Origin of the sequence: Nostoc sp. FACHB-892 (genome assembly GCF_014698795.1) — a bacterium.
GTDB lineage: Bacteria > Cyanobacteriota > Cyanobacteriia > Cyanobacteriales > Nostocaceae > Nostoc.
On record NZ_JACJTR010000003.1, the window covers coordinates 342,431 to 366,473 of the forward strand.

The 24,043-nt window shown below is 41.8% G+C and carries 22 protein-coding genes and 1 tRNA gene; 14 read left to right on the forward strand and 9 right to left on the reverse strand.

Going from position 1 to position 24,043, the window contains the following annotated elements; translation table 11 throughout:
• The first annotated feature begins 201 nt into the window (after window positions 1-201).
• The 5 genes from H6G96_RS06360 to H6G96_RS06380 all read left to right on the forward strand — a co-directional run bounded on the left by H6G96_RS06360 (window position 202) and on the right by H6G96_RS06380 (window position 6,092).
• Entirely contained in the window at window positions 202-1,506 is a 1,305-nt protein-coding gene (locus H6G96_RS06360) for an HMA2 domain-containing protein (RefSeq protein WP_190910652.1), read from the forward strand.
• A gap of 37 nt (window positions 1,507-1,543) precedes the next feature.
• Window positions 1,544-2,389, forward strand: coding sequence for an HMA2 domain-containing protein (locus H6G96_RS06365; protein ID WP_190910653.1), 846 nt, complete (start codon window positions 1,544-1,546; stop codon window positions 2,387-2,389).
• A 143-nt stretch (window positions 2,390-2,532) separates the two neighbouring features.
• On the forward strand, window positions 2,533-4,785 hold the full coding sequence (locus H6G96_RS06370; RefSeq protein WP_190910654.1) for a heavy metal translocating P-type ATPase: 2,253 nt from the start codon (window positions 2,533-2,535) through the stop codon (window positions 4,783-4,785).
• 70 nt (window positions 4,786-4,855) lie between these two features.
• Entirely contained in the window at window positions 4,856-5,164 is a 309-nt protein-coding gene (locus H6G96_RS06375; protein ID WP_190910655.1) for a DUF5132 domain-containing protein, read from the forward strand.
• A 349-nt stretch (window positions 5,165-5,513) separates the two neighbouring features.
• On the forward strand, window positions 5,514-6,092 hold the full coding sequence (locus H6G96_RS06380) for an HMA2 domain-containing protein (RefSeq protein ID WP_190910656.1): 579 nt from the start codon (window positions 5,514-5,516) through the stop codon (window positions 6,090-6,092).
• Window positions 6,093-6,101: 9 nt separating this feature from the next.
• Here H6G96_RS06380 and H6G96_RS06385 read toward each other — a convergent pair whose 3' ends face one another.
• Entirely contained in the window at window positions 6,102-8,471 is a 2,370-nt protein-coding gene (locus H6G96_RS06385; protein ID WP_190910657.1) for a WD40 repeat domain-containing protein, read from the reverse strand.
• 658 nt (window positions 8,472-9,129) lie between these two features.
• On the opposite strand from H6G96_RS06385, the gene H6G96_RS06390 reads away from it, so the two are divergent.
• Both H6G96_RS06390 and H6G96_RS06395 read left to right on the forward strand, forming a co-directional pair.
• A complete protein-coding gene (locus H6G96_RS06390; protein ID WP_190910658.1) occupies window positions 9,130-9,774 on the forward strand; it encodes an HMA2 domain-containing protein in 645 nt (214 codons plus the stop codon).
• Between the two features lie 132 nt (window positions 9,775-9,906).
• Window positions 9,907-10,998 carry a phosphatase PAP2 family protein gene (locus H6G96_RS06395; protein ID WP_190910659.1) on the forward strand — a complete coding sequence of 364 codons (1,092 nt, stop codon included), beginning with the start codon at window positions 9,907-9,909 and terminating at the stop codon, window positions 10,996-10,998.
• 51 nt (window positions 10,999-11,049) lie between these two features.
• On the opposite strand, the gene H6G96_RS41155 is transcribed toward H6G96_RS06395, so the two are convergent.
• Together H6G96_RS41155 and H6G96_RS06405 are read right to left on the reverse strand one after the other, a co-directional pair.
• Window positions 11,050-11,292, reverse strand: coding sequence for a potassium-transporting ATPase subunit F (locus H6G96_RS41155; protein WP_347242190.1), 243 nt, complete (start codon window positions 11,290-11,292; stop codon window positions 11,050-11,052).
• A 214-nt stretch (window positions 11,293-11,506) separates the two neighbouring features.
• Entirely contained in the window at window positions 11,507-12,742 is a 1,236-nt protein-coding gene (locus H6G96_RS06405; protein WP_190910661.1) for an FIST N-terminal domain-containing protein, read from the reverse strand.
• Window positions 12,743-13,112: 370 nt separating this feature from the next.
• Here H6G96_RS06405 and H6G96_RS06410 point away from each other — a divergent pair, with 370 nt between their 5' ends.
• The 3 genes from H6G96_RS06410 (at window position 13,113) to H6G96_RS06420 (ending at window position 14,976) form a co-directional block, all read left to right on the forward strand.
• On the forward strand, window positions 13,113-13,358 hold the full coding sequence (locus H6G96_RS06410; protein WP_190910662.1) for a Calvin cycle protein CP12: 246 nt from the start codon (window positions 13,113-13,115) through the stop codon (window positions 13,356-13,358).
• Between the two features lie 687 nt (window positions 13,359-14,045).
• On the forward strand, window positions 14,046-14,642 hold the full coding sequence (locus tag H6G96_RS06415) for a DUF3177 family protein (RefSeq protein ID WP_190910663.1): 597 nt from the start codon (window positions 14,046-14,048) through the stop codon (window positions 14,640-14,642).
• A gap of 37 nt (window positions 14,643-14,679) precedes the next feature.
• Complete coding sequence (locus tag H6G96_RS06420) at window positions 14,680-14,976, forward strand: hypothetical protein (protein ID WP_190910664.1); 297 nt, start codon at window positions 14,680-14,682, stop codon at window positions 14,974-14,976.
• Between the two features lie 38 nt (window positions 14,977-15,014).
• Here the strand turns inward: H6G96_RS06420 and H6G96_RS06425 are convergent.
• Together H6G96_RS06425 and H6G96_RS06430 are read right to left on the reverse strand one after the other, a co-directional pair.
• Window positions 15,015-15,087: transfer RNA gene (locus H6G96_RS06425), tRNA-Arg, on the reverse strand.
• 65 nt (window positions 15,088-15,152) lie between these two features.
• On the reverse strand, window positions 15,153-16,352 hold the full coding sequence (locus H6G96_RS06430; protein WP_190910735.1) for a peptidoglycan DD-metalloendopeptidase family protein: 1,200 nt from the start codon (window positions 16,350-16,352) through the stop codon (window positions 15,153-15,155).
• Between the two features lie 251 nt (window positions 16,353-16,603).
• On the opposite strand from H6G96_RS06430, the gene H6G96_RS06435 reads away from it, so the two are divergent.
• The 3 genes from H6G96_RS06435 to H6G96_RS06445 all read left to right on the forward strand — a co-directional run bounded on the left by H6G96_RS06435 (window position 16,604) and on the right by H6G96_RS06445 (window position 19,256).
• Window positions 16,604-18,235, forward strand: a complete 1,632-nt coding sequence (locus H6G96_RS06435; protein WP_190910665.1) for an NAD(P)H-hydrate dehydratase — start codon at window positions 16,604-16,606, stop codon at window positions 18,233-18,235.
• 96 nt (window positions 18,236-18,331) lie between these two features.
• A complete protein-coding gene (locus H6G96_RS06440) occupies window positions 18,332-18,628 on the forward strand; it encodes a hypothetical protein (protein ID WP_190732826.1) in 297 nt (98 codons plus the stop codon).
• A 238-nt stretch (window positions 18,629-18,866) separates the two neighbouring features.
• A complete protein-coding gene (locus H6G96_RS06445; RefSeq protein WP_190910666.1) occupies window positions 18,867-19,256 on the forward strand; it encodes a hypothetical protein in 390 nt (129 codons plus the stop codon).
• A gap of 172 nt (window positions 19,257-19,428) precedes the next feature.
• Here the strand turns inward: H6G96_RS06445 and H6G96_RS06450 are convergent, their stop codons facing one another.
• Window positions 19,429-19,905 (reverse strand): cupin domain-containing protein, encoded by a 477-nt coding sequence (locus tag H6G96_RS06450; protein WP_190910667.1) that lies wholly within the window; start codon window positions 19,903-19,905, stop codon window positions 19,429-19,431.
• Between the two features lie 94 nt (window positions 19,906-19,999).
• Between H6G96_RS06450 and H6G96_RS06455 the strand changes: the two genes are divergently transcribed.
• Window positions 20,000-20,350: a helix-turn-helix domain-containing protein gene (locus H6G96_RS06455; protein ID WP_190910668.1), complete on the forward strand. Its 351-nt coding sequence runs from the start codon at window positions 20,000-20,002 to the stop codon at window positions 20,348-20,350.
• 5 nt (window positions 20,351-20,355) lie between these two features.
• Here H6G96_RS06455 and ptsP read toward each other — a convergent pair whose 3' ends face one another.
• From ptsP to H6G96_RS06470, 3 genes are all read right to left on the reverse strand, one after another.
• Window positions 20,356-22,926 (reverse strand): phosphoenolpyruvate--protein phosphotransferase, encoded by a 2,571-nt coding sequence (gene ptsP, locus H6G96_RS06460; protein WP_190910669.1) that lies wholly within the window; start codon window positions 22,924-22,926, stop codon window positions 20,356-20,358.
• An 82-nt stretch (window positions 22,927-23,008) separates the two neighbouring features.
• Entirely contained in the window at window positions 23,009-23,260 is a 252-nt protein-coding gene (locus tag H6G96_RS06465) for a hypothetical protein (RefSeq protein ID WP_190910670.1), read from the reverse strand.
• A gap of 537 nt (window positions 23,261-23,797) precedes the next feature.
• Window positions 23,798-23,974 carry a hypothetical protein gene (locus tag H6G96_RS06470; protein WP_190910671.1) on the reverse strand — a complete coding sequence of 59 codons (177 nt, stop codon included), beginning with the start codon at window positions 23,972-23,974 and terminating at the stop codon, window positions 23,798-23,800.
• Window positions 23,975-24,043 lie beyond the last annotated feature (69 nt).

Below are 24,043 nucleotides of genomic sequence, written 5' to 3' on the forward strand. Positions count from 1 at the left end.
TCAAGGAAGATTACCCTCTTCCCTCCAAGGCAACAGACTCGGTGAAAATTTTGTATAGTTATATTTTGTTTTGATAATCATTATCATCAAAAATTATTGTTAAATATAATCCGGAAGACGCATATTTGACCCTTAAGCTTAAGGTACATTTAATCTATTGTTAACCTATTAACTTGATGTAGCTATTGGGTAATCCAGTAAATGACTAAAAATACCAGTAATCGTGAAAAATTAAATATTTTAGCTAAAATATCTTCTAATTTAATCTCTAAACAACCAAATAACGAAGTCAATCAGAGTACAAGTAAAGCGATCGCACAGTCAATGAAGTTACAGCCCTCTGGTGGGTTGCAAATAGTTCATGTCACTACCGGGCGCGTGCGACTCCGCACTACTGACAGTAGTCTTAACTCGATGCTAGACAGCATAGCCCAAGATTTACGCTCCTTAGAAGGAGTGAGGGAAGTTACTGTGAATCAGCAAACGGGCAGTTTGGTGATTAATTTTGATGAAGATAAGCTGTCATTACCGCGAATTTTGGCGCTAAAATCCGATCTTGAGATCCAACAGCCGCAAGCTTCGTCTGATTCACCTAGTAAGACCGATCCCTTTGCAGCTTGGAAATCGGCTTCATTTTGGAAAGAGCAAGGTATTTCCTTAATTCCGATGATGACAGGCTTGGCGGTAACAGGAAGATTAGGAATTCATGGCTGGGTATCGATTCCAGTTTACATGATTGTGGCGGATGCAACCCGTGGTGTAATTGGTTGTATTGGCTCTCAAGTTCCGACATCAGATCCGACATCAGAAAAGAACGAAGAAAACCATAGCAGTTCTGCGATAAAAAGCGACATATCTGAATTGGAATTATCAAAAGAGGAGCGAAATAATCTTGAGAAAGCTAGCGAGGTGACAGCACCTGCAAAGATTGACTACAGCGTAGTCCATGCAATTGGTGGTCGTATTCGGTTGAATGTGCCAAAAATCGCTCAAGATCGAGCTTATGCGCGGCGGCTTGAGAGAATAGTGAAAACCGATGCTGAAGTTACAAGCGTGCGTATGAATTTTGATGCAGCATCGATCGCGATCGCTTATCAGTCTCGTGAGATTCCATTATCTCATTGGGTGAATCTGATGGAATTGGCATTGGAGACAAACCCACCAACACAGACAATCACAAAGGCTAACCAACCTCTACAAGAAGTTAGTCAGTCTGCTGAAATTACAGACGCAACAACGGCAAATCATAATACTCTCGTTACTCAGACTGCTGAAATCACAGACGCAACAACGGCAAATCATAATACTCCTGTTAGTCAGACTGCTGAAAGTACAGACGCAACAACGGCAAATCATAACACTCCCGTTAGTCAGTCTGCTGAAATTACAGACGCAACAACGGCGAACAAAACGAGTTCAAAGTTATCCAGTCTGTGGACTAACCTAAAATCGCCTGCAATGTCTTTCTCATTAGGTGTTATGGCGAACTTACCCTTGCAAACTTAATATACAGTTTCAAATTGCGGAATACTGGAGGGGAATTATGGCTGGTTTAAATTTAGAAAGGGTAGCAGATTTAGACAAAAAACCAGAGCAAATAGTCACACACGAGATTAATAGCCCCGCAACGCTGCCTTCAAAGGTAGCATATAGTGTTATTTGTGCATCTCCCGGACAAGTGGGATTTTGCATACCTCAGATTACCGAAGATCCAAAATATGTGGAACGTCTTCTGGCCTTGCTTACCAATGAGCCTTTGGTAATCAATCAGCAAGTCGACAATAGTATGGTAGGGTCAGTTGCCATTACTTATAAATCTGATGTAATGTCAGATGTTGATATGCGATCGCATTTGGCTAATTTGATTCAGTCTGCTGGTAATCCAGAAGTGGTATCAGCAACGGCAAAGAAATCCAAACCATACTCAGATGCGGTAAAAACAGAAGACAAACAGGATAAAAAGTCAAAAATTCCAGCCGAGAAGCAGAAATCAGCTACATTTTCCTTATCCTCTGTGGATGCGTCAGTCTCTAAGACTCAAAGCAATTCGGTATCCTCAACTGATTCTCAGCTTGCAACTCAACAAGCAAAAAAAACCGCAAAAGTAGCTTATAGCATTGCTCATGCAATTCCCGGAAGAGTGCGGTTTCGTGTGCCTCAAATTGCCCGCGATCCAAAATATGTCGAACGTTTAGAGGCATTACTCAAATCAGATTCTACAGTTACCAGTGAGCGAGTTAATAGCGCTGCAAGATCAGTTGTCATTACCTATAAAACTGGAATGATGCGGGATTCTCAGAAGCGAGTGCAAAGCTTTTTGTCAGCAACAATATCTCATCTAGCCAATTTAATTGAATCTGCCAATGATCCCGCCACAGCAATAAGTTAGTCAACGAATCTAGCTGATTACAAATAACCAAACTATTGATAGCTAACCAATCTCGCCAGATTGGTGGCTAATTTGCTCTCTTTACCTCAGCAAAGAACCTAATTTTCATTGAAGTGTAACAATATTTGGAACAAAGAAAAGTAATGGCAAAAGTAGCACTGGAACTACCATCACCTCCCAAATCTCAATTCACTGTGTTGGAAGGGAATGGAAAAGTTTCTTTAATTGACACTAATGGACACTCTCAACAACAGTTTTCTAGCGTTACCTACAGCGTTGTCCATACAATTCCGGGAAGACTGCGGTTTCGCCTACCTCGCTTACGCACTGATGCAGATTATGCCAAGCGTCTGGAAGTATTGTTAACAGCAGATGCGCTAGTGAAGAATGTCCGTGTCAAGCCTGCGGCAATGTCAGTTGCAGTTACTTATAAATCTAATAAAGTTTCTGATGCGAAGATGCGATCGCACCTTCACGATTTGATTCAGGCTGCAAGTGTTGTAGTCGTTCTCAAAAAGTCTACATCGTTATCGGAAACCGAAAAAGAGGCATCTTGGCCAGGTTTACAACTCTCTGCTGTTGCGACTACTTTAGCAGTGCTAGGGGGGCCGTTAGGATTAGCGATCCCGCCTTTAATAGTAGCGCTTCCCATCGCTCTGGCTACTTTACCCGTTATCCAACGAGCATGGGAAGGGATTCGGGTAGAGCGAAAACTGAATATTGACTTTTTGGATTTTATGGCGATCGCTATTACTACCTTCCAAGGGCAATTTCTCACACCATCGCTGATGCTGGGTTTAATTGAAGTGGGTGAAAATATCCGCGATCGCACGGCTCGTTCTTCTGCTCAACAAACTCTAGATTTACTTAGTTCTCTAGGGCAATTTGTTTGGGTAGAACGCAATGGCGAAAAGGTACAAATTCCCATTCAAGATGTGCAGCGTGGCGATACAGTAATTGTTTACCCTGGCGAACAAGTGCCGGTTGATGGTAGCATTTTGCGAGGTAAAGCCCTGCTAGATGAGCAGAAACTAACTGGCGAGTCGATGCCGGTGCTGAAGAAAAAAGGACAACCAGTTTTCGCCTCAACCCTGGTACGAGAAGGACGAATTTATATTGTTGCAGAATGGATAGGCAACGATACCCGCGCCGGACAGAGCATTAAGTTAATGCAAGAAGCGCCTGTTCACGATACGCGGATGGAGAATTATGCCACGAAATTTGCTCAAAAAGCTGTGGTGCCAACTTTGCTACTTGGTGGGGCAGTATTTGCCGCAACCCGCAACCCTTCACGAGCAGCCAGCGTTTTAACTCTAGACTTTGCTACAGGAATTCGAGTATCAGTCCCGACAACAGTTTTAGCAGCATTAACTTATGCTGCACGGCGGGGAATTCTCATCCGTAGTGGACGGGCGCTAGAACAACTAGCAGAAGTTGATACCATCGTTTTTGATAAAACGGGGACACTAACTAAGGGAGAAGTCGATGTTGTGAGTGTGGAAAGCCTCAATCCCGCAACCTCAAGATTACGGGTGTTGGAATTGGCCGCCGCCGCCGAACAGCGTTTAACTCATCCAGTAGCAGAGGCAATTGTTCGCTATGCCGAAGCAGAGCAAGTGGAAATTTTGTCGCGTAGCAAGTGGGATTATCAACTAGGTTTGGGCGTAAAAGCTCAGATTGATGGAGAGACAGTTTATGTTGGGAGCGATCGCTTTTTGCGTACCAGTGGCATTAACATGGAAGCATTAAATGGCCACCAAAAATCTCCAAATTCATCGATTTATGTGGCTAGCAACGGTCAACTTCAAGGTATTATTAAATATAGTGATCTTCTCCGTCCCGAAAGTCGGGAAGTCATTAGGGCACTTTCGACGGTCGAAGGTGTGGAAATCCATATGCTAACCGGCGATAATAAGCGAACGGCGACTGCTGTCGCTGCTCAACTAGGTATTTTGCCGACGCATACTCACGCAGAAGCTTTTCCAGAACAAAAGGCAACAGTTGTCCGACAACTGCATGAACAAGGCAAGACGGTTGCATTTGTCGGCGATGGAATTAACGATTCGCCAGCTTTAGCCTACGCCGATGTTTCCGTTTCCTTTGCCAACGGTTCTGAGATAGCCCGCGAAACAGCAGACTTAGTGTTGATGCAGAATGACTTGCATGGTTTATTAGAAGCGATCGCGATCGCTCGTCAAGCCAAGCAATTGATTCGGCAAAACACAGGATTAGTTGCCGTTCCTAACCTAGCGGCAATGGTGATAGCCGTTTTCTTTGGTCTTAACCCCTTAGCTGCAACAGTAGTCAACAATGGCTCAACCGTAGTTGCTGGAGTCAACGGTTTACGTCCGATTCTTAAAAGTCGTCAAAATAAAGCTCTACCATCGGCAAGATGATCCAACTATGCCGCCAAGAGTATCTTAAAAAGCTTTCGAGATTTCTTAATTAAATAGGAGAAAATTGAACATGGCCCCTAAAATTAGTGATTTTATTGAAGATGCAGGCGCTCCCGGTATTATAGCCGGAATTGGTGCAGTCCTCTTAGCACCTGTTCTGCTGCCCATTGCTGCTGGAGTTGGTAAACCCTTAGTCAAGTCAGTCATCAAAGGCGGAATTGGTCTTTATGAAAGAAGCAAAGGAACCATTGCAGAAATGGGCGAAACTTGGGAAGACATGGTAGCCGAAGCCAGAGCAGAACTTGCTGATGAAAAAGAAACCCCCGTGTTTGAAGCTACTGCCACCAATGGCGATAATGTCGCCGATAATGGTGTGTAATTTCATCTGCCCATTAGCAAGTTAAATTCTTTGCCATAGGCGACTTCCAATTACCAAAATATCAAATTAGTAGGGCGCGTTATGGTGTTTTACCTAAGAGGATGTTTTAAAAGTCCTCTTGTCGGTATCAAAGATTCTAGATCCCTCTAAATCCCCCTTAAAAAGGGGGACTTTGATTCTGGTTCCCCCCTTAAAAAGGGGGGTTAGGGGGGATCTTTATACAACTTGATACTTTACAAACATCCTTTAACACACCCTAGGAAAATAGATCGTTTATTTTTTGGAAGTCCTTCAAATAACAAACCCACAACAAAAAATCCACTATCACACAAGTCAAAAAGGTGGTTATATGTTGACTAATGGTTATAGCACTTACAATAAAATGCCGGAAATTCTAGACAAACCCACTTTCAAAACACCACCAAAGCCGATATCTACAAAAGTTGTAAGTTCGACTCCCGGAAGATTACGGTTGAGAGTAGCTCATTCCCATCGTCAACCAGAAAAGATGCAAAGCATTGCTAAAGCTTTGTCAGCAAATTCTCACATTAATCAAGTTAAAACAAATGTCCATCATGGCAGTATTGTTATCAATCACGATGGTAAAGATGGCAGTCTAGAAAATGTGCTAGCAACACTTAAAGATTTAGGAATAATTTTTGCCAATGTTTCCGAGGGCAACACCGAAGCAGCAGCAGGAGTATCATCTGCGGTTGTTGACTTAAACCAGCGCGTAAAACAGTCAACAGGTGGTGCTTTTGATCTGCGGATTCTTTTCCCTGTGGGATTAGCTAGTCTTTCGTTGCGACAATTACTTAATAAAGGGTTGCAGTTAGAAGGTATTCCTTGGTATGTTCTAGCATGGTATGCTTTTGATAGCTTTATTAAGTTGCACGGAAATAGCCAAAAACAATCAGCCAACGAGTAACCAAAAAGCTTAATTGATCTGCCAAATCTTGATAGTTTTATCAGAGCTACCACTAGCAAGAAATTGACCATCCTTGCTCATAGCAATAGAGTTTACTGCCCCTGAGTGTTCTGTAATAGTTTGCAGTAATTCTCCCGTCCGCAAATGCCAAATTTTGATGGTTTTGTCTGCGCTACCGCTAAAGAGAATTTCTCCATCAGGACTAATAGCTAAGGATTTTACCTCTTCTAGATGTCCAGTCAAGGTGTATAACAATTTACCTGTAGCTAGATGCCAAATTTTGATGGTTTTGTCTGCGCTACTGCTAAAGAGAATCTCCCCATCAGGACTAATGATTACTGATTTCACCTCACCTGAATGTCCGTTGAGGGTGCGTAATGGATCTCCTGTACGTGGATTCCACAGCCTAATTTTGTTGTCAGAACTACCACTAGCAAGGATTGTACCATCGGGGCTGATAGCAGCAGCATTAACTGCGGATGAATGCCAAAGGGTACAAATGCGTTGGCATAGCCCGCCGGAGGCATCGCCTTTATGCAAGTTCCAAATTTTGATTTTATTACTGCCACTAGCAAGAATTTGTCCATCGGGACTGATTGCGATGCAGTTAACCGGCTTTTGATGTCCTAAGAGAGTGTGGAGGAGTTTATCAGAATTGAGATTCCATACTTTGACATTACTTTTGGGGTGTTGGCAACTACCAACGGCGAGATAATGTCCATCAGGACTAATGGCAACAGAAGAAATTTTGCCTAAATCTTCTGTAAGGGTGCGGATAAGTTTGCCAGTTTTAAGATTCCATACTTTGATAGTTTTATCTGCACAGCCGCTAACTAAACTCTCAGAATCAGGACTAATGACGACAGATGTAACTTTTTCTGAATGTCCAGTTAGGGTGTGGCTGATAACAATATGTTGTAGTGTAACTTGGTGTTTGAGGTTGGCGACGCAATTTAAAATTTCCTCAACATCAGCAATACTCTGACTATCACCGACTGCAACAAAATATTCTCTTAACTTTTTTACATATTCCTCATCTTTGATGCTGACGGCTGATTGCATTGCCTGAAGCGGGTTAGTAGAATCCTGTAGTGATATTTGGCGTAGTTGCAACCATGTATTTACAGAATAATTTAGCTGTTCATTTGCCCACGAGCGTAGTTTACCGCCATAGGCATCGCTTAAATGAGATAAACTTTGGGCTAATTGCAAAGCTAATTCTGGAATCCAGTAACAACGCTCATTTTCCAGAGCTTGGTAAACTTGCTTGTAACCGGAAGCGATAATCTGTACTGATTGTAAATCAAAAGTATCTGACAGCAAACTCGGCAGCAACTCTGGTAGTAGCGGAGGTACACCACGATCAACCAGATGATAAACATCTGCTACCCAACCTGCAACCAAACAGTGATAAGTAATCAAAACTTGGCAGAGTTGTTCAAAGTCTTGACGGTTGAGTTGATATTGTAAGGATAAATTACTAATATCAATTCCTTTCTCATTCCACTTTTCTACCTTTTCCAAAATTGCCAAATTAACAACATTATCTTTTCCAATCTGATTAATTTCCTCTAATTCTTCTCCTAGTGCTACCAGTTTATCTCTAAGTTTTTTCCATTCTAACGCCCGTCTTTTAGCAGACTCTTCTAGAATTTCTCGATAAGGTAAACGAGCAATTGTTTTATAATAATAGTTACCTTGACCCAAACCCCAATAGGCAATCCGAAAATTTAAATAATCTCCATCATTTTCTGACTCTAAAATCAAAATAGGCTCTGTTTTCAACATTCCAAACAGAGCCTTAATACTTGATTCACTGTGAAAACGTTTACTATCCCAGGCTCCTGCCAATAACTCTGTTGGTCTAACTTCACTGTGTAAAGAGTAATGCTTGTTGAGAAAATTTCGTAATCCTTCAGCCAACATTAACTCAATTTGGGAAGTTTTCTCATCTTTATTATCGTTAAATTGGTCAAAATTTACTTGAGGAGGAGCGATAAAAATTTTGAGTGGAGTGCGCCCATAATTGGTGCGATCTAAAATTTGTGCAGGATATAGTTTTAAGGGCCAGCTATCAAGAATTTTGTTGACTTCTGGCAGCTTCAGCGCTGTTTCTCGCTCTTGTTCAGCTATTATTAATCGCGTTTGATGATTGTCGGCTATTAATTGCTGTTGGAAGATTTTTTCTTGTTCAAAGTCTTCAACATAACTGCTTTGTTGATTTGAAGTATTTAAAGCTTTGAGTAATCGGGGAATTGCCTCAATCGGTTCATATTTATTTAAAGCTAAACTGTCTTGACTTCTCTTTTGTACTAGCTCTGCAACAACAGGTGCAAACTCTAGTACCAGTTTAATTAGTAACCTTAACCCTTGCTGCATAAACACATACCTAGAAACTAAATAAAATAAATAAGCAAGGCTTGCATAAAATCAGGGCAATACTGCTATCCAGTAAATTCATACATACTTTTGATCTTACTACTTGAGAGTATGGTAAATCAATCACTATACATTAAAATGCTTATATGTCAATAACCCTATGTAGTGAAATACTTGTAAATCAAAATGATAATCATCTAAGAGGATGTTTTAAATACCCTAAAAAGGGGGGAAGGGGGAGCAACAAGTGCCTAAAATCACAGCCAAATACTTTTAAAAGAGCATTTATCAGCAAGGCAGAGGGTAACAGGGAGCAGGGGTTTAAGCACAAAGCCAAATTTTGGATTTAGTGGCTTTAATTAAGTACGATGCTGAATCCCCGAATATCTTGCTAAGTGCCTTTTGCCTTTAACCTTATTCAACATTTCTCTTCTTAATTATTTGATTATTATTAATGAAGTACAGTGTTAAAGAAACTTAATCTAATTGATAGCAGAGATAGCTAGATTCACTACTGAGATAGATTTTTTAACTCAAAAAAATAGGTATGAATAAAGTAAGGTTAATGCAGGTCGATAAAATGCTCTCTTCGAACATCAATAGATAGGTTTATAAGTTTGGTTGCATTTTTTGTTTTTTGGAATTAAAAAATAGTACTATGACTTCTATAAAACGGTCTAAATCTGGTAAAAATGCTAGTCTTAATTTGCCTTTACCATCAAAAAAGGCGGCTAAAAGCGTAGCTAATAAAACAGCACCATCCCAAAAGATATTCTATAGCATTGTCCATAGGATTCCTGGGCGGATTCGTTTTCGTATTCCTCTGCTAGCCAAAGATACTGAATACGCTAATCAACTCAAATCAGCCATAGAATCTGATTCTAGAGTTACAAATGTCCGTGCTAACCCACAAGCTGCATCCATTGTCATCAATTATAAAATAGGTGTAATTTCAGATAATCAGATGCTCGCGCATTTGATTAATCTTATTCAAACTGCCCAAGATGTGGTTGTGCCAAAAGAGATAATGGCAAAATCAATCGTAGGGGCTATCTTTGATGCTTTAATTAACCTAATTGATAGTACACGCAAGATCAACCAAGCACGTAATGTTATTGTATATCGAAGGTTTAGGACAGACGTTTGGGAACGGATACTTTCTACCTCAAGAAGCATTATTAAGAGACTAAAATCTGCCACCATGTTTATCTTGCCTAACAAGCGATGGCGATTGCGTGGCAATAGCAAAGTCAACTCCCAACCTTTGAAACTTAAATCTGCCAGCGAACCTGAACTTGTGTAGTTAATAATACACTAACCATTAAAATTATTCCTGGTTAAGAGTAAGTAGCTCTGAAATAAATGGGATTTCACATAATTTCTGAAAATCTCTTTTCCCTAGCCTTCAGTTCAAGCATTTTATTATCAATAAAAAATGGGTAATCCTCACTGTCATAAACTTATTAATGAGAACCATTGGGTTAAAGCAATAAATACTGCTGTTAAAGGAAGAGTTAGATATAAGGTAAATGGGCTTTATCATTCGGAAGCCCTCAAAAGATATCTTGAATCGAGATTATTAGAAGAGAAAATAATCTCACGAGCTAGTGCTAATAGTTACACAGGGAATGTCCTTGTTATTTTCCATCCAGATAAAAGTTTAAACACAATTGCTCTCCTCATTCAAGAAATTGTCTTAGATTATCGGAAAAAAGCCAGTAAATCACTTGGTTCTTCCATACAAACCCAATCAGTTAAGGTTCTAAAACCATCTGCCGCAGTCATTGGAGACAGTAACTTGCATTCCTTTGGCGTTAAAGAAAATATTGGTTTCGTTGGGGGTAATAACCAAAGCATATTTGATTCAGCCGTACTGTCTCAAATATCTATGCAGCGACAATTAAACCAAACAAGCAGTATTATTCCGGTATTGGGGGCTGTTGGCGCTCTTGTATGCGGCACTGGACTGTTGTATGCATATAATCTTGACGAAGCTATTTTGCTTTTGATCCAGAAGCTGCATACACCACTACGCGATCGCATCATGGTTAGTATCACTTTTCTTGGCGATCCACTAGTAATGCTGATATCTTCTTTGGGACTGGCGATTAGTCCGTTATATTCTAATCGTCGCTGGCAAGCAACTATGTTGGGTATCGCTGGAGTCGGTGCAACCTTACTAAATTGTTTAATGAAAATGTTATTTGGTAGAGCGCGTCCAGTACTGTGGAACCATATTATTAAAGTGGGTCAACACAGTTTTCCCAGTGGTCATGCAATGGTTTCAATAGTGATTTACGGTTTTACCAGCTATATTCTGGCAAAGCAGTTTCCTGAATGGCGCTTTCAGATTTATGCCTTGGCTGTTGTCTTAATTGCTGCGATCGGTTTCAGTCGGCTTTATCTTGGAGTACATTGGCTGACTGATGTGACAGCTGGCTACGGGGCAGGTTTAGTATGGTTAATTGCCTGTATTATTAGCTTGGAATTGCAGCAAAAGTATCGCTTGTCACTGGAAGCAGGCTGATCTGGATCATAACTATTAAGTTCATCCCACCTCTAAAAAGTGCAAAACTCATTAGAATTTCTCCGGTACAAACATTACAAAAAGTAAATAGATAGAAAGCCCTAGCGTCAACAGTCCTAACAGCCCCAATCCCCAAGATTGACTGCGAGAAAGTTGTTCACCAGTAGCTGCATAAACCAGAGGTGCAACCACTAGGTTAAAACACATCGCCAGGAATAAATACAGTGGCAACTTTTGTTTACGCCATTGACACCAGATTTTAATTATTTTTTTTAATACTTGGGATGCAGCAATGCCTGCGGCGAGCTTCTCTACGAGACGCTCCGCGAACTCTAACGCGTGTTGGATATAAAAGGGTTTCATAGTAAATTAAGACAAAGATAGGATAATATCCTACAGACTAAACCCGGATTTCTCATTAGTGAGAGATCCGGGCAAAGTTTTTATGTGAAGGTATGGGGTTAATTTAAAATCCAAAATTGGCAGAGTCAGAAGTTTAATTCATAACTCAAAACTGAATTTGGCGACAAATTCCAAATGCTGAAGTGTAGGCGTGTAAGAAGGTTCTGCCAGCAACAGGGCCGATTTCACCGCCACAGAAAAAGCCGCCTACAGGAATATCGCTGAGGTAACGGCGAAATAATTCAGAATCGAAATTGGGTTTACCATACAGTCCTTCACCTCGTCCCAGACAGGCAAACATTAAGGCAGCTACGGCAGAGGGTTCAGATTCTCGTTGGGTTTGATAACTTTGGAGTAGTAATTCTAGGTCTTCAGCAGAGGCTTGGGCATCGCGTAGGTGGAATTGCAGCCTTTGACCAGGGCGCACACGATCGCCAATTGCGATCGCCCCAGCTGCTGGATCAACCCCAAGAATACCACGAATTAAGAAGTCTCCCTGTTGCAAAGCCAGCTTAAATTCATCCATTGCCACACCAACAAACAAAGAGTGCTGTGCTAAAGTCCGTTCGTGTTCGCTGAGACTGGCAATCAAATCTCGCAACACCACTAGAGGCACTTGCTCATCTAACTCTAGAATAATATTGCGATCGGCTTTTGTGACTTGCAATGGTTTGCCAATCGGTCGGCATCCTTGCGCTACAATCGTTTCTAAAACAATATTGCCCGTTAAAGCTATACCAACAGTGCCCTCACGATAGAGGCTTTGGCATTTCTCGCCTTCAGTATCATTACAAAAAAGAGCAACACGACCACCCATACCTCCACCACTAGCCTGTCCTCCCACTATCACCGATCCTGGATAAGCAAAATCTAACCCCTGCAACAAATCGTTGATTCCAGAGGCAAAGGAACTAGACAGCAAGATGAACTGGGGTGTCGGTGATGCTGGCACACCGATCAAATCAACCCAAGTATCTGGAGAACTGTCTAAGTCAGGTAATTCTTCAGCAACAACATGAAAGACTTGAACCTTTACCCCTGGAAGATGTGCTAAGGTCAAGCTGATAGCTGGTTCAGCTTCCAGTTCTTGGGTTTCTCCGCCAACTGTCGTGCCAATAACGCCCCCACCACTACAGCCAATTAGCACTGGCACAGAAAGTTTTTCAGTTAACAAGGGTAACAATCGGGAATACTCACTCGCAAAAGCAGACGAAATGAATACCAGTCCTAGATCCGCAGGTGCTGTTAACGATGAGACAGCTCGTTCCACCACATCTGTAACGGCGGCTTCCAGAGAATGACGGGTTGATAGGGCATTTGCCCACTGCATTTGGTCTGCCATGAGTTTTGAGCTTCTTTATCTTTTTGGGCTAGTAAGTTTTGATTTTTTATTTTGGGAAGAATTGCATCCGACAAAAATGAGTGCGAGCCTTTTGTCTCCTCCATCCCAAGTAGTTGGAGTTGTCATTCCCTAATAGATGCATCTAAATATATTGTATGATTGTTTATCTATGGTACTAATTCCACAAAATCTTAAAAAATAAAGATGAATGCATTATAGATGCGGCAGTTTACTGTAATGGTTATAAATCAACAGGCTAAAGTACTAACTTATTAGCTCAATGGTTAGAATGGTTAGTAATCAAACTAAAATCTGCCATTTCTGAAGCTTTTCTATACTAGTATTAACAACAGACAACGAGACTAAAGCAATGACCAACATCCAAGAAACTGCAAAGGGCGACATCCAAGAGAAAATTCAAGAAGAAGTAGAACAAGCGCGTACTGTGTGTGACGTTAGCGGTAGCAACTCACCAGAGTGTGCTGCTGCTTGGGATGCAGTAGAAGAATTACAAGCCGAAGCTTCCCACAAGCGCCAAAACAAGCCAAAAAATTCTCTAGAACAGTATTGCGATGACAACCCAGATGCAATTGAATGCCGGGTTTACGACGAATAAAAATTTGAACTAGTTAATTTTGTGTTCGTTTGTCACCGAGCAACCAAGATTTACTTATTGAGATTTCGCACTTTTACGTTACTCGCGGCTGAAATCCTACTCTAGCTCTTTCATCAATTTCTACAACGAGTAAAAAATTGCTGAAATATCTGGAGTTATGGATGTATGAGGATTAAACTTTGAGAGTTTTTATCTTAAAAGGAAACCTTATATATCCAAAAAAATTGAAATTTTGTCCGTGAGTATCAAGTATATAGCTGCTAGGTGGGTTTTAAACAGGCTCCCTAATGCTACTACACATAGGTGCAAAATTTAAGTTAAGGATCTTTGAGTTGCTTGTTTTTTTGCCAAATTAGAGAGATTGAAGAAAGTAAATTAGACAATTTACCATCTAATACCTTTTCCAAAAATCTTTGTAACAAATGAATTGGCTGTAGGGGCGTACATCTGTATGCCTCTACAAACTTGTTTATAGTATAAATTACATGAAATGGTATGAGTTGGGGAGCCACTTCTTTGCACAAAGAAGTTAGAGCGCAGTCTTGAGACTAGACATTGAGCTTTGTGCTTTGATTAAACTGTTATGTAATATAGATAGACTACTAGCTAGCTAATAGCTTACAGGTTTGTCAGTTATAGATACTTGCTCTTAGTTAAAATGTTTTATTTATCGTTTGAAAAAAAACTATGGACTATAACGTTTGGTTTCGCCCTTTCGTCTGGACTGATTACCGACTCGCAGTATTATTCCTAGTAATTATTCCGCTAATTCTTTTGATTTGGGCATTTGTGCAAAAAGCGGAGGGCATACAACGCTTATTGACTATATACTGGCGAGTATCAAGCCTAGTAGCAATTACGATTTATTTAATGATTGCCCAGTATCCAGTTAGCTTTGTGTCTGGATTGATAGGTCAGATTTTGATCCCGATTTCGTTGTGGTTCTGGGTGGATATCAACGATGAAATTGAGTATCAAACCAATGGCTCTTTGAAATTAATTTTTACCTCTTGGCGCTGGGCTACAACTGTTTATTGTATTTTGGGTACATTAGCCTTTATCCCATTTTTGGGTTGTGCTTTTTCTGGCAATATGCTGAAGACTCCCTATTGTCGCGTCTGGTTTGAGGCTCCATTGCTATTCAAAGAATATTTCCATGCTAATAGCAAGCCTGATTTCTTAGGTTTTCTTGGCATAACTAGTTTAGTAATTTATGTGCTTTACTTAAGCTACTTTGTTCTGATTAAGCTGGGCAAGCAAGGACGTTCAGCCACGCCACAGTAACCGTTGCTGCTCCACCGTACATCTAAATCTTAAAAAAATGAATTCCATTGGTAAACGACTGGAACAATACACCGCTAAACGCCCCCAAGAAGTCCTACTTGTAACGGTGGAAATTGCTGATGAGCAAGATACAATTGCTGTTTTCAAAGGCTTTTCTAGTTCTTTGATGCGCCCCACAGCATTTGATGCAGATGTACCAGTTCTTCCAGATGGGGCAAACATCCTCAATATTGACCGAGTAGCCAGTCCTTATAATCCTGAAGCGCCTCGTTATATTCAACAAGGACTCTCTTGGGAAGCTATGGAAGCTCTATTGTCAGAACTGGGGGTCTAAGTACTTCTTAGACAAAAAATTAGTTAATGTACAAATAACGAGCGCGGAGGGATTTGAACCCCCGACCCACAGAACCGGAATCTGTTGCTCTATCCACTGAGCCACGCGCCCTTAGTTTTCCACATTATAGCACGTCTGTGATAAAATTTGCAGCCTAGAGAAACTTGGCTTCTGAGTTAAAGATAATTGGCTGGGTTTACGGGTGTACCATTCCGACGCACTTCAAAGTGAAGGTGGGGGCCAGTTGATAAACCCGTGGAACCGACAGCAGCGATCGCTTGTCCACGTTCAACTGCTTGTCCCTCAGAAACATACAACTCGCTGCTATGTCCGTACAGTGTTGTAATACCATTGCCGTGGTTGATAATTATAGTTCTGCCATAACCACCATACCAGCCAGCCAAAATTACTGTTCCCGAATCGGCTGCCCGAATTGTACTACCATAGCTAGCGGCAAAATCTAACCCGGCGTGAAAGCGACGATAGCCAAGAACGGGGTGCATCCGCCAACCGAAAGGACTGCTAGTAGAAGCATTGCTAGGATATGCCATTACACCAGTTCCCCGAATGATGAAAGTCCGGCTGTTGGTTTTTGCTTGCGCCTCTTCTGTTGCTCTAGCTTCTGCTACCTTTTGTTGAATCAAGACTTCCAAATTTTGGGATTCCCTCTCTAGCTGGTTTTGCGCTGCTTCCAGGGCGAGGCGATCGCTATTAAGACGTTGAATCAATTCTGATTGTGACTCCGCCTGGTTTTGATAATCGGATTTTTGGGCCAGCAGTTGCTCACGAATTAAGGCAATTTCGTTTTTTTGCTGTTCTACTTCCGTTTTTTGTTGATTTATCAGCTTTGCTTGTTGGTTGAGTTTTACCAAAATTTGTTCGTCTGCCTGATACACTAACTTCAATTGATGACGACGGCTGAAAAAGTCGTTGATATTTTGACTTTGGAGCAAAACTGCCCATCCAACAGATGCAGGCGATCGCTGGAGATAACGCAATCGTGCTACTGTTGCTATTTGCCGCTCCTCATAGGAACGTTCCGCTACTGCTAGATCAGTTTCCAACTGCTGGAGGCGTTGGGTGGCGAGTTGTAATCGTGATTCGCTCTCTTGAATATAGCTATCTGTAGTTTGCAGATTTTGTTTTAAACCAGTGAGGTGTTTTTGGGCCTCTTGTTGGAGATTTGTTAAGCGATCGCGATCTTTAGCCACACTTTGACGCTGCTGGTTCATTTGTTGCTGCTGTTGTCGCAAAGTATCAATAGATCCTGTGGATGTTGCGTGGACTGGAATTAATGCCAAAATCCACAGAATGCAGCAAAATGCAATAGATAAATACCCAAAAATCTGCTTTTTTCTGATAAATCGCGCTCTCATAGCGTGCAGCCCAACCAAAACGATGCTTACAAACCCTATGAGGATTATTCCCAAAATCTGATTTACCCACTCCAACGCATGATTAAATTGTCTGCCAAGTTGTAACACAAAGATTCCAGCGATGTCAGCATTAAGCAGTTAGTTCATTTATGAAGGAAGGGTTTTGAAATCTGCTAAAGTTTCAGTTACCCTAAAACTCATAACTCAGCACTAGCTCAAAACCCCGCTACCGCTAACAGGAATTAGGACTGATGCAGAACAAGCAAGAAAAAATTTCGCAAGTGGTAGTGACTGCTGTGCAGATGCGCGATATTGAAAATCGGATCTTTGCAGCAGGAATGCCTGTAGTCGCTTTGATGGAAAAGGTGGCGGGATTAATTGCCCGTCGCATTCAAGAGATCCCCCCAACCCCCCTTAAAAAGGGGGGCTACATCCTTTCAAACACACCGTTCTTAAAAATACCGGCGCAGGCGGGGGAATCTCGTGTTGGAATTCTTGTTGGGCCGGGTCATAATGGCGGGGATGCTTTAGTAGTAGCCCGTGAATTACACTTTCGCGGATATGAAATTTGGATTTATTCTCCTTTTTCTAAGCTTAAAGAATTAACTTCGCAGCACTTGCAGTATGCTCAAAGTTTGGGCATTCCAATTTATCAAACAATTGAGCAACTACCAGATTCTGATTTATTGATTGATGGCTTATTTGGGTTTGGTTTAGAAAGAAACCTTACTGATCCTATTGCCTCTGCAATTAATCAGCTAAATGAATTATCTGTGCCGATTTATAGTATCGATTTACCTTCAGGTTTACACACCGACACAGGCGAAGTATTGGGAACTGCCATTCGCGCCACTTACACATTTTGTTTAGGTTTATGGAAATTAGCTTTCTTCCAAGATCAGGCGCTGGAATATATTGGGAAAGCTGAGTTAATCGATTTTGATATTCCTCTAACTGATGTAGAAGCTGTTCTAAAAGATGCATCCAGAATTAAACGTATTACACCAGCAACGGCACTTGCTACTCTACCCCTACCCCGTCCAGCAGTCACCCACAAATATAAAGAAGGACATTTACTGCTGATTTGCGGTTCGCGGCGCTATGCAGGTGGAGCAATTTTAACTGGTTTGGGTGCTAGGGCTAGTGGTGTGGGGATGCTTTCGATCGCTGTACCCGAATCACTGAAATCTCTTTTGGTGTCACACTTGCCAGAAGCCTTAATTGTAGGTTGTCCAGAGACGGAAACCGGAGCCATTGCTCACCTACAACTACCCGAAAAAACCGATCTGAGTTCTTTTAATGCGATCGCTTGTGGCCCCGGTTTAACACGAGATGCTACGCCCATTGTGCAAGAAGTCATAGAAAGCGATCGCCCTCTAATTCTCGATGCCGATGGTTTAAATATCTTGGCACAAATGGGAGCGATCGCCAGGTTAAAAAAACGTCAAGCCATAACCGTACTCACACCCCACACTGGCGAATTTGAAAGATTATTTCCTGATGTCCCCAATACTAAACATGACAGAGTGAAAGGAGTACAGGAAGCAGCCGTACAAAGTGGCGCTGTAGTGTTGTTGAAAGGGGCAAGAACTGCGATCGCAAACCCTCAAGGTGTTGTTTGGATCATTCCTGAAAGTACACCCGCCTTAGCACGCGGTGGTAGCGGTGACGTTTTAACTGGACTACTGGGTGGATTATTGGCGCAAGCAGCAACTAAACAGATTCCGGTAGAAGATATTGTGGCAACTGCCGCTTGGTGGCATTCGCAAGCTGGTATTTTAGCTGCCCAAGAACGTACCGAATTAGGTGTAGATGCGTTTACATTGACACAATATTTGATGAAAGTTTTGGCAATGTCTTCTAAGTATATGTTTGATTCTTAAAACTTTTGATAGCCACAAGAAGACTTTTCAAATATCCTCTAAAGCGGTAATGCACCCTACTTAAAATTTATTTTTAATTTGAAATCCAAAATTTACATGAAAGCCAGAATTGAAAATCAAATACTTTTTATCCACCACGAAGATTTGCCAGAGTTTAAGAAAGGTGGTTCGGTAGTACGAAACTCTTATTTCTGGGCACTACGTTCAATTGCTGGTAAAGCTTCGCGTTATCGTGATTGGGAATACGAATCGGAGGTTTGGCTTGCGCTTTCACGAATGCTTTTGTCGTTTGCTGAATCTGGGTATTTGGGTCTTAGAGAAACCTTGCTGGAGTTTCCTATATCTCAAGGAGAAATTCCTAGTTTGCTGCGAGATGTATCCACTTTTGAGTAGACCCCTACTGCCTTCGATAAAGAAATCAGCAAATATACCTGATGATTAAAAATTGCGGCTGTAGAATTCTGTAGTTAATATTACCAAAAGAATGCTTACACTCGTAGGGCACTCAAATGACGTTAAATCCGTCAAAAGTAGCCATGCCATCATAGACAAACCCTAATAACAGTAGTTCTGAACCAAGGGTAGTTATGAGAAAACAATTAAAATGCACCAGCTAGTGGAGGAGAATCACGTGAAAGTAGCAATTATTGCTAAAACATTAATTACATCTATAGGTTTGTTAGCTGTATTTACCCCAAGTCAAGCATTGGCTCAACTCATACCACAACCTTGGGTTTCAGTCGGTGGAAAAGATGGTGACATAACTTATGCTGTAGGAGCTAGGGCTTTGAATTTTGGGGTTGAGTTAGGAATTGGCCCTGATAGTGCTGCGGGAGTAGATGTTTTGAAATTTTTCAGTTTGCCTGTCATTTCACCTTATGTAGGAATTGGACTTTATTCAGAAGATAAAGGTGTTGCAGTTTCAGGTGGCGTTCAGGTAGGTGCTACTGATAACGTTTTTATTGGTGCTGGTTACAATTCTATTCGTGGCTTTAACGGGCAACTGGGAATCAGATTTTAATTATCAGTTAAATGAAAGGGAAAGCGGTAGTGGTCGTTCAAGATGCCCGTAATTTCCAACAGATGCTTAATCAATTGTAACAGCTTAAAAAGGAGCTAAACCAACTGAAACTAAAAAGCTTGTAACAGGAAATTCAAAAGGGTATTGATTGTTATGCCGCGATCGCTTTACATTAAATCTGCTGCTTGCCAACCCAACTAACTCGCTTCTGAACGCCAAAACCATCTTGAATGGTATGGTCTGGGTAAGAACTTACTCGTGACTGAATCACAATCCAGCACAAATCCTCAGTATCTGAAATATTTCGCATACAGCGTTCTCCCTCAGGGTCTACTCGCACTATGGTTCCTTCACCTACAGGAAACACACAATCATCGACTTGAAACTCTCCTTTCCCCTGAACAAATACATAAATTTCCTCATTTAAACGATGCTTGTGATAAAAAGGCACGGATGTCTTAGGGGGAAGGTTGTTAAACGAAATTTCAGCGCTTGAGAGATCAAGAATCTGCTTCAAAAATACCTTACCTTCTAATTTCATAGGGACTTCTGGAGTCTCAAAGATAAACTGCCGCAATTCAGAAAATAGTCCCAAATCAGCCACAGCAAAGTTTTGCCCAGTTCTAGCAGTTGGTGCGACTTGAGCCATGATCACCTCATTCAATTTTTAAGTTGCAAACTGCAAGTTAATATAATGGATATTACTTGTAAAATGCAAGTAACCTGCAAATCTAGTTTTGCCAATGACCCAATCTCGCCGTTCACCCTGTCCAATCGCTTGTTCGCTTGATTTAATCGGCGATCGTTGGACACTTCTGGTTATTCGAGACATGATGTTTTTTGGAAAACAACGTTTTGAAGAGTTTTTAGAATCCCCTGAAGGAATTTCAAGCAATATTCTGGCAAATCGCCTTAAGTCTCTTGAAGAGATGGGCTTGGTGGAGAAACAGCCGTACAGCAACCATCCTCGTCGAATGAACTATCAATTAACAGAACGAGGAAAAAGTCTTCGCTCTGTATTAGAAGTGATGACTGCTTGGGGACTAAAGCATATTTCTGACACAAAGATTCCAGATGATGATCAGTCTATCTAGGTATTTCACGCGGGGCGAATAAGTAAAGTTGAGATTAGCTCTCTGACGTGAACTGCGGAATCTTGTTGTAATGCTGATGCCACGATCGCTTCACTTTCAACTATACAAAACCTAGCGATCGCTTGCTTGACTCCAGCTATGGCTTGAGGGTTCACGCTCAATTCATCCAGCCCTAAACCTAATAAAATTGGTGTTGCTAAAGTATCTGCTGCCAGTTCTCCACATAATCCTACCGAAATCCCGGCAGTATGGGCAGCTTGAATCGTTTGCTGCACCATTCGCAATACGGCTGGATGTAGCGCATCAACTAAATTTGCTACGCGGGGATTGGTGCGATCGCTAGCCATGACGTACTGACTCAGATCGTTAGTGCCTATACTAAAGAAGTCTACTTCAGCAGCTAACTGATCTGCGATCGCTACTGCTGACGGAACCTCCACCATAATTCCTACTTTCATCGCTGCATCAAAGGAAATACCAGCTTGATTTAATTCAGCCTGCACTTCACCCAAAATTACCTTAGCTGCACGTACCTCAGTTACACTGGCAATCATCGGCAACATGATCTTAATTTGGTGTCCGACACTAGCTCTCAAAATTGCCCGTAACTGAGTTTTGAATAAATCCAGATGATCTAAACAGAAACGAATTCCCCGCCAACCTAAGAAAGGGTTAGCTTCGGGAAACCCTACTCTCAGATAAGGAAGTGGCTTATCACCACCCACATCTAAGGTACGAATAATTAGGGGACGATGATCTAAAACTTGGGCGATCGCCTGATACACTTCTAGTTGTTCTTCTTCTGTGGGGGCGCTTGTCCTATCCAGATAGAGAAACTCAGTCCGGAGTAGTCCTACACCTTCTGCACCGCTAGCCACCGCAACTTGCACATCATTTATACTACCAATATTGGCGAAGACGCTAACTTGCCGACCATCACGAGTAATTGCTGGCTGGTGTGCTGTAGATCGTGCTTCTTGTTGGGCAGCTTGCCAAGCTGACTGCTTTGCTGCCAATAAATCCAGGATATGTGATTCTGGTTCTACCCAAGCTCTGCCAGTTTCACCATCAAGTGCCATAAGTGTACCATCTGCCAAATGCAGCACCTGGGCATCCACTCCCAAAACTGCGGGAATACCCAACGTCCGGGCGATAATTGCACTGTGGGAAGTGGCACTACCAGAAGTTGTACAAATACCCAACACCTTTTTTGGATTTAATCTTGCGGTATCCGAGGGAGTTAAATCAGTCGTCACCAAAATTGCAGGTTCCTCAAGATGTAGGTTAGCAGGGACATTTCCACCTAGTAATCGCAGCACTCTTTGCCCGACATCTACAACATCGTCAACTCGTTCTTGCAGATAAGAATCCTCAAGTGTGCGGTAAGAAGTCGCTACTTCATCGACTACGGCTTGCCAAGCTGCTTCAGCATTTATATGGTGTTCAAAAATTCGCTCTTTAGCCGCTTCCAACAGTACTGGATCTTCTAAAAATAGTAATTGGGCATCGAAGATAGCGGCTTCAGTATCACCAATTTGCAGAGATGCTTGGGAGAAAACTGCTTGGATTTCTTGTCGGACGATGTTAATTGCTGCCTGTAATCGTTGCCACTCTGCATCAGGATCATTTACGTGGTATTCCGTAATTGCAATGTGGGTAGGTTGATAATGAACAACAGGTGCGATCGCGACTCCAGCAGAAGCTGGAATTCCTGAAAGTTCGCCGTGACTTGCTGGTTTAACTTCATGGTGAAATGCTGGCGGAGAATTCAAGGCAACATTATCTTCACCCTCCGGGTTCGGCAGTCCCTCTTTGTTGGAACAACAAGACCGGGCTGCCTCACCAAAATTATTTGTGAATAATGCCTGTAATGCGGACAGCGCTTCATCAGCATCAGAACCGATGGCAGTAATCAGCAATTCGTGTCCTTGACGCACCCCTAAAGTTGTAACTTGGTTAATGCTGTCACCCCTGACTAGCTCAGTATTTCTGGTTAAATTCTGCACCAAAATTTGCGATTGAAACCGGGCTGCGGTTGTGACAAACTGCGCTGCGGGACGAGCGTGTAATCCTAAGCGATTGCTCACACTTAGCCGGATTTCTCGCGTTGGTGATTCTATATTAGTTGTTGGGGTGTTGTGACTGGCAAGTGACAAGGGCCTAGTAACTACACCCAATTGAGTTGCTTTTGCTAAGAGTGCGCCGCGTGCTTCTGCCATGACTTGGTGAATATCTCTACCAGCCGCCGCAGCCACCACAGCAGCGATCGCGCCTTCTACTAAAGGTGCTTCACACAAATGCACTTTTTTTTGCTGTGTTTCTGGCAAAAACTCTATTGCCATTTCCGCACTTAGCAAAGCACTACCCAAATCCATTAACACCAAGACACCATTATCAGAGAAAACAGAAGCGATCGCTTCATAAACCTGAATGGGATCAGTACCCAATGGCTTATCCGGATCTTCAATACCTGCTGCAACAGCAATGGGAACTTGGCCCTGAACCATTTGCGCGGCGAGTTCCCGCACACCCAGAGCTAGTTGTTTACTGTGAGAAACGATGACAATTCCGATCACTGCCGCACCGCCTAACTTGTTGAGAGGTTTGCGTTTAGCTAGTTATCCATTTCATTTTCCCATTCCGCACCGCTAATTTTGATTACAATTGCAACTGCCCGAAAATATTATGGTCTTCCAAGCTAGAAATCCGAATAAAATAGCCTTTTTTTACGGGAATACGTGGTATCCACTCATAAACTTCATCGCTAGCGGTACGGGAAGAAATGTTTTGGATAAGTTTGTTTCCATCGTACAACTTAACCGAGACATCGCCGTTAAGATTACCCCGCCACAATATTAAATAAGGCTGATCCTTCTTTAAAAGTGCTTTACCAACTGGCTGACTGATCAAAATTTTTGGTGCAACCTAATTTTTGCTTTTCTTACGGAATCCCAAATAATGGGTAGGTGTCGGAACGCAGCCTTTTGCGTTTAAATTTTCACCCTCAAATCGCCACGAATTTACGCAAATTCGTACTTGGTAAACTTTTTTACTTGAGCTAGTAAACAGATTTATAAGTTCATTGCAATGATTGCTGTAAATATTAAAGCGTTTCTTATAAATGAAACAACATTAGCTGCAAACGTTAAAGCGTTTGCAACAACAGCTTATACATTTCTTGCAAACGCTTAATTTTTTCTTATAAATGAAAGAACATTTGTTGCAAATGTTTAAGCATTTGCTGCAACTGCTTATAGCTGACTTACAAATACTTAAGCCTTTCTTATACATCAAGCAACATTAGTTGCAAACGTTTAAATTTTGACAACTAGGGTTTAAATAAGAGCGATGTCTACAACGGGGAACGCCTACGCAGTTTGGTTAGTAAGTAAATTGGCATAAATAATTGTCGTTTGGATAAGGCAATAGGCAATAGGTATAAGGGTTTTAGCTTAGTTCATCGAAAGCGACGGGAAACTCCATCCCCTCCCTACGGGACGCTACGCGAACGTGGGTAGAGAGGGATAGTCGCCCCGTTGCTTTCGGGCATAGGGCATTGGTAACTTCTTCCCCATGCCCAAAAACTCCATCCCTTTGTAGGTGGAGTTTTTCATTTTTCTTCATATAGTTTGAATTTATTGTGCCAACTTACTTAATTTGTGAAGCATAGAGACAACGCTTGCTGTAGCATAA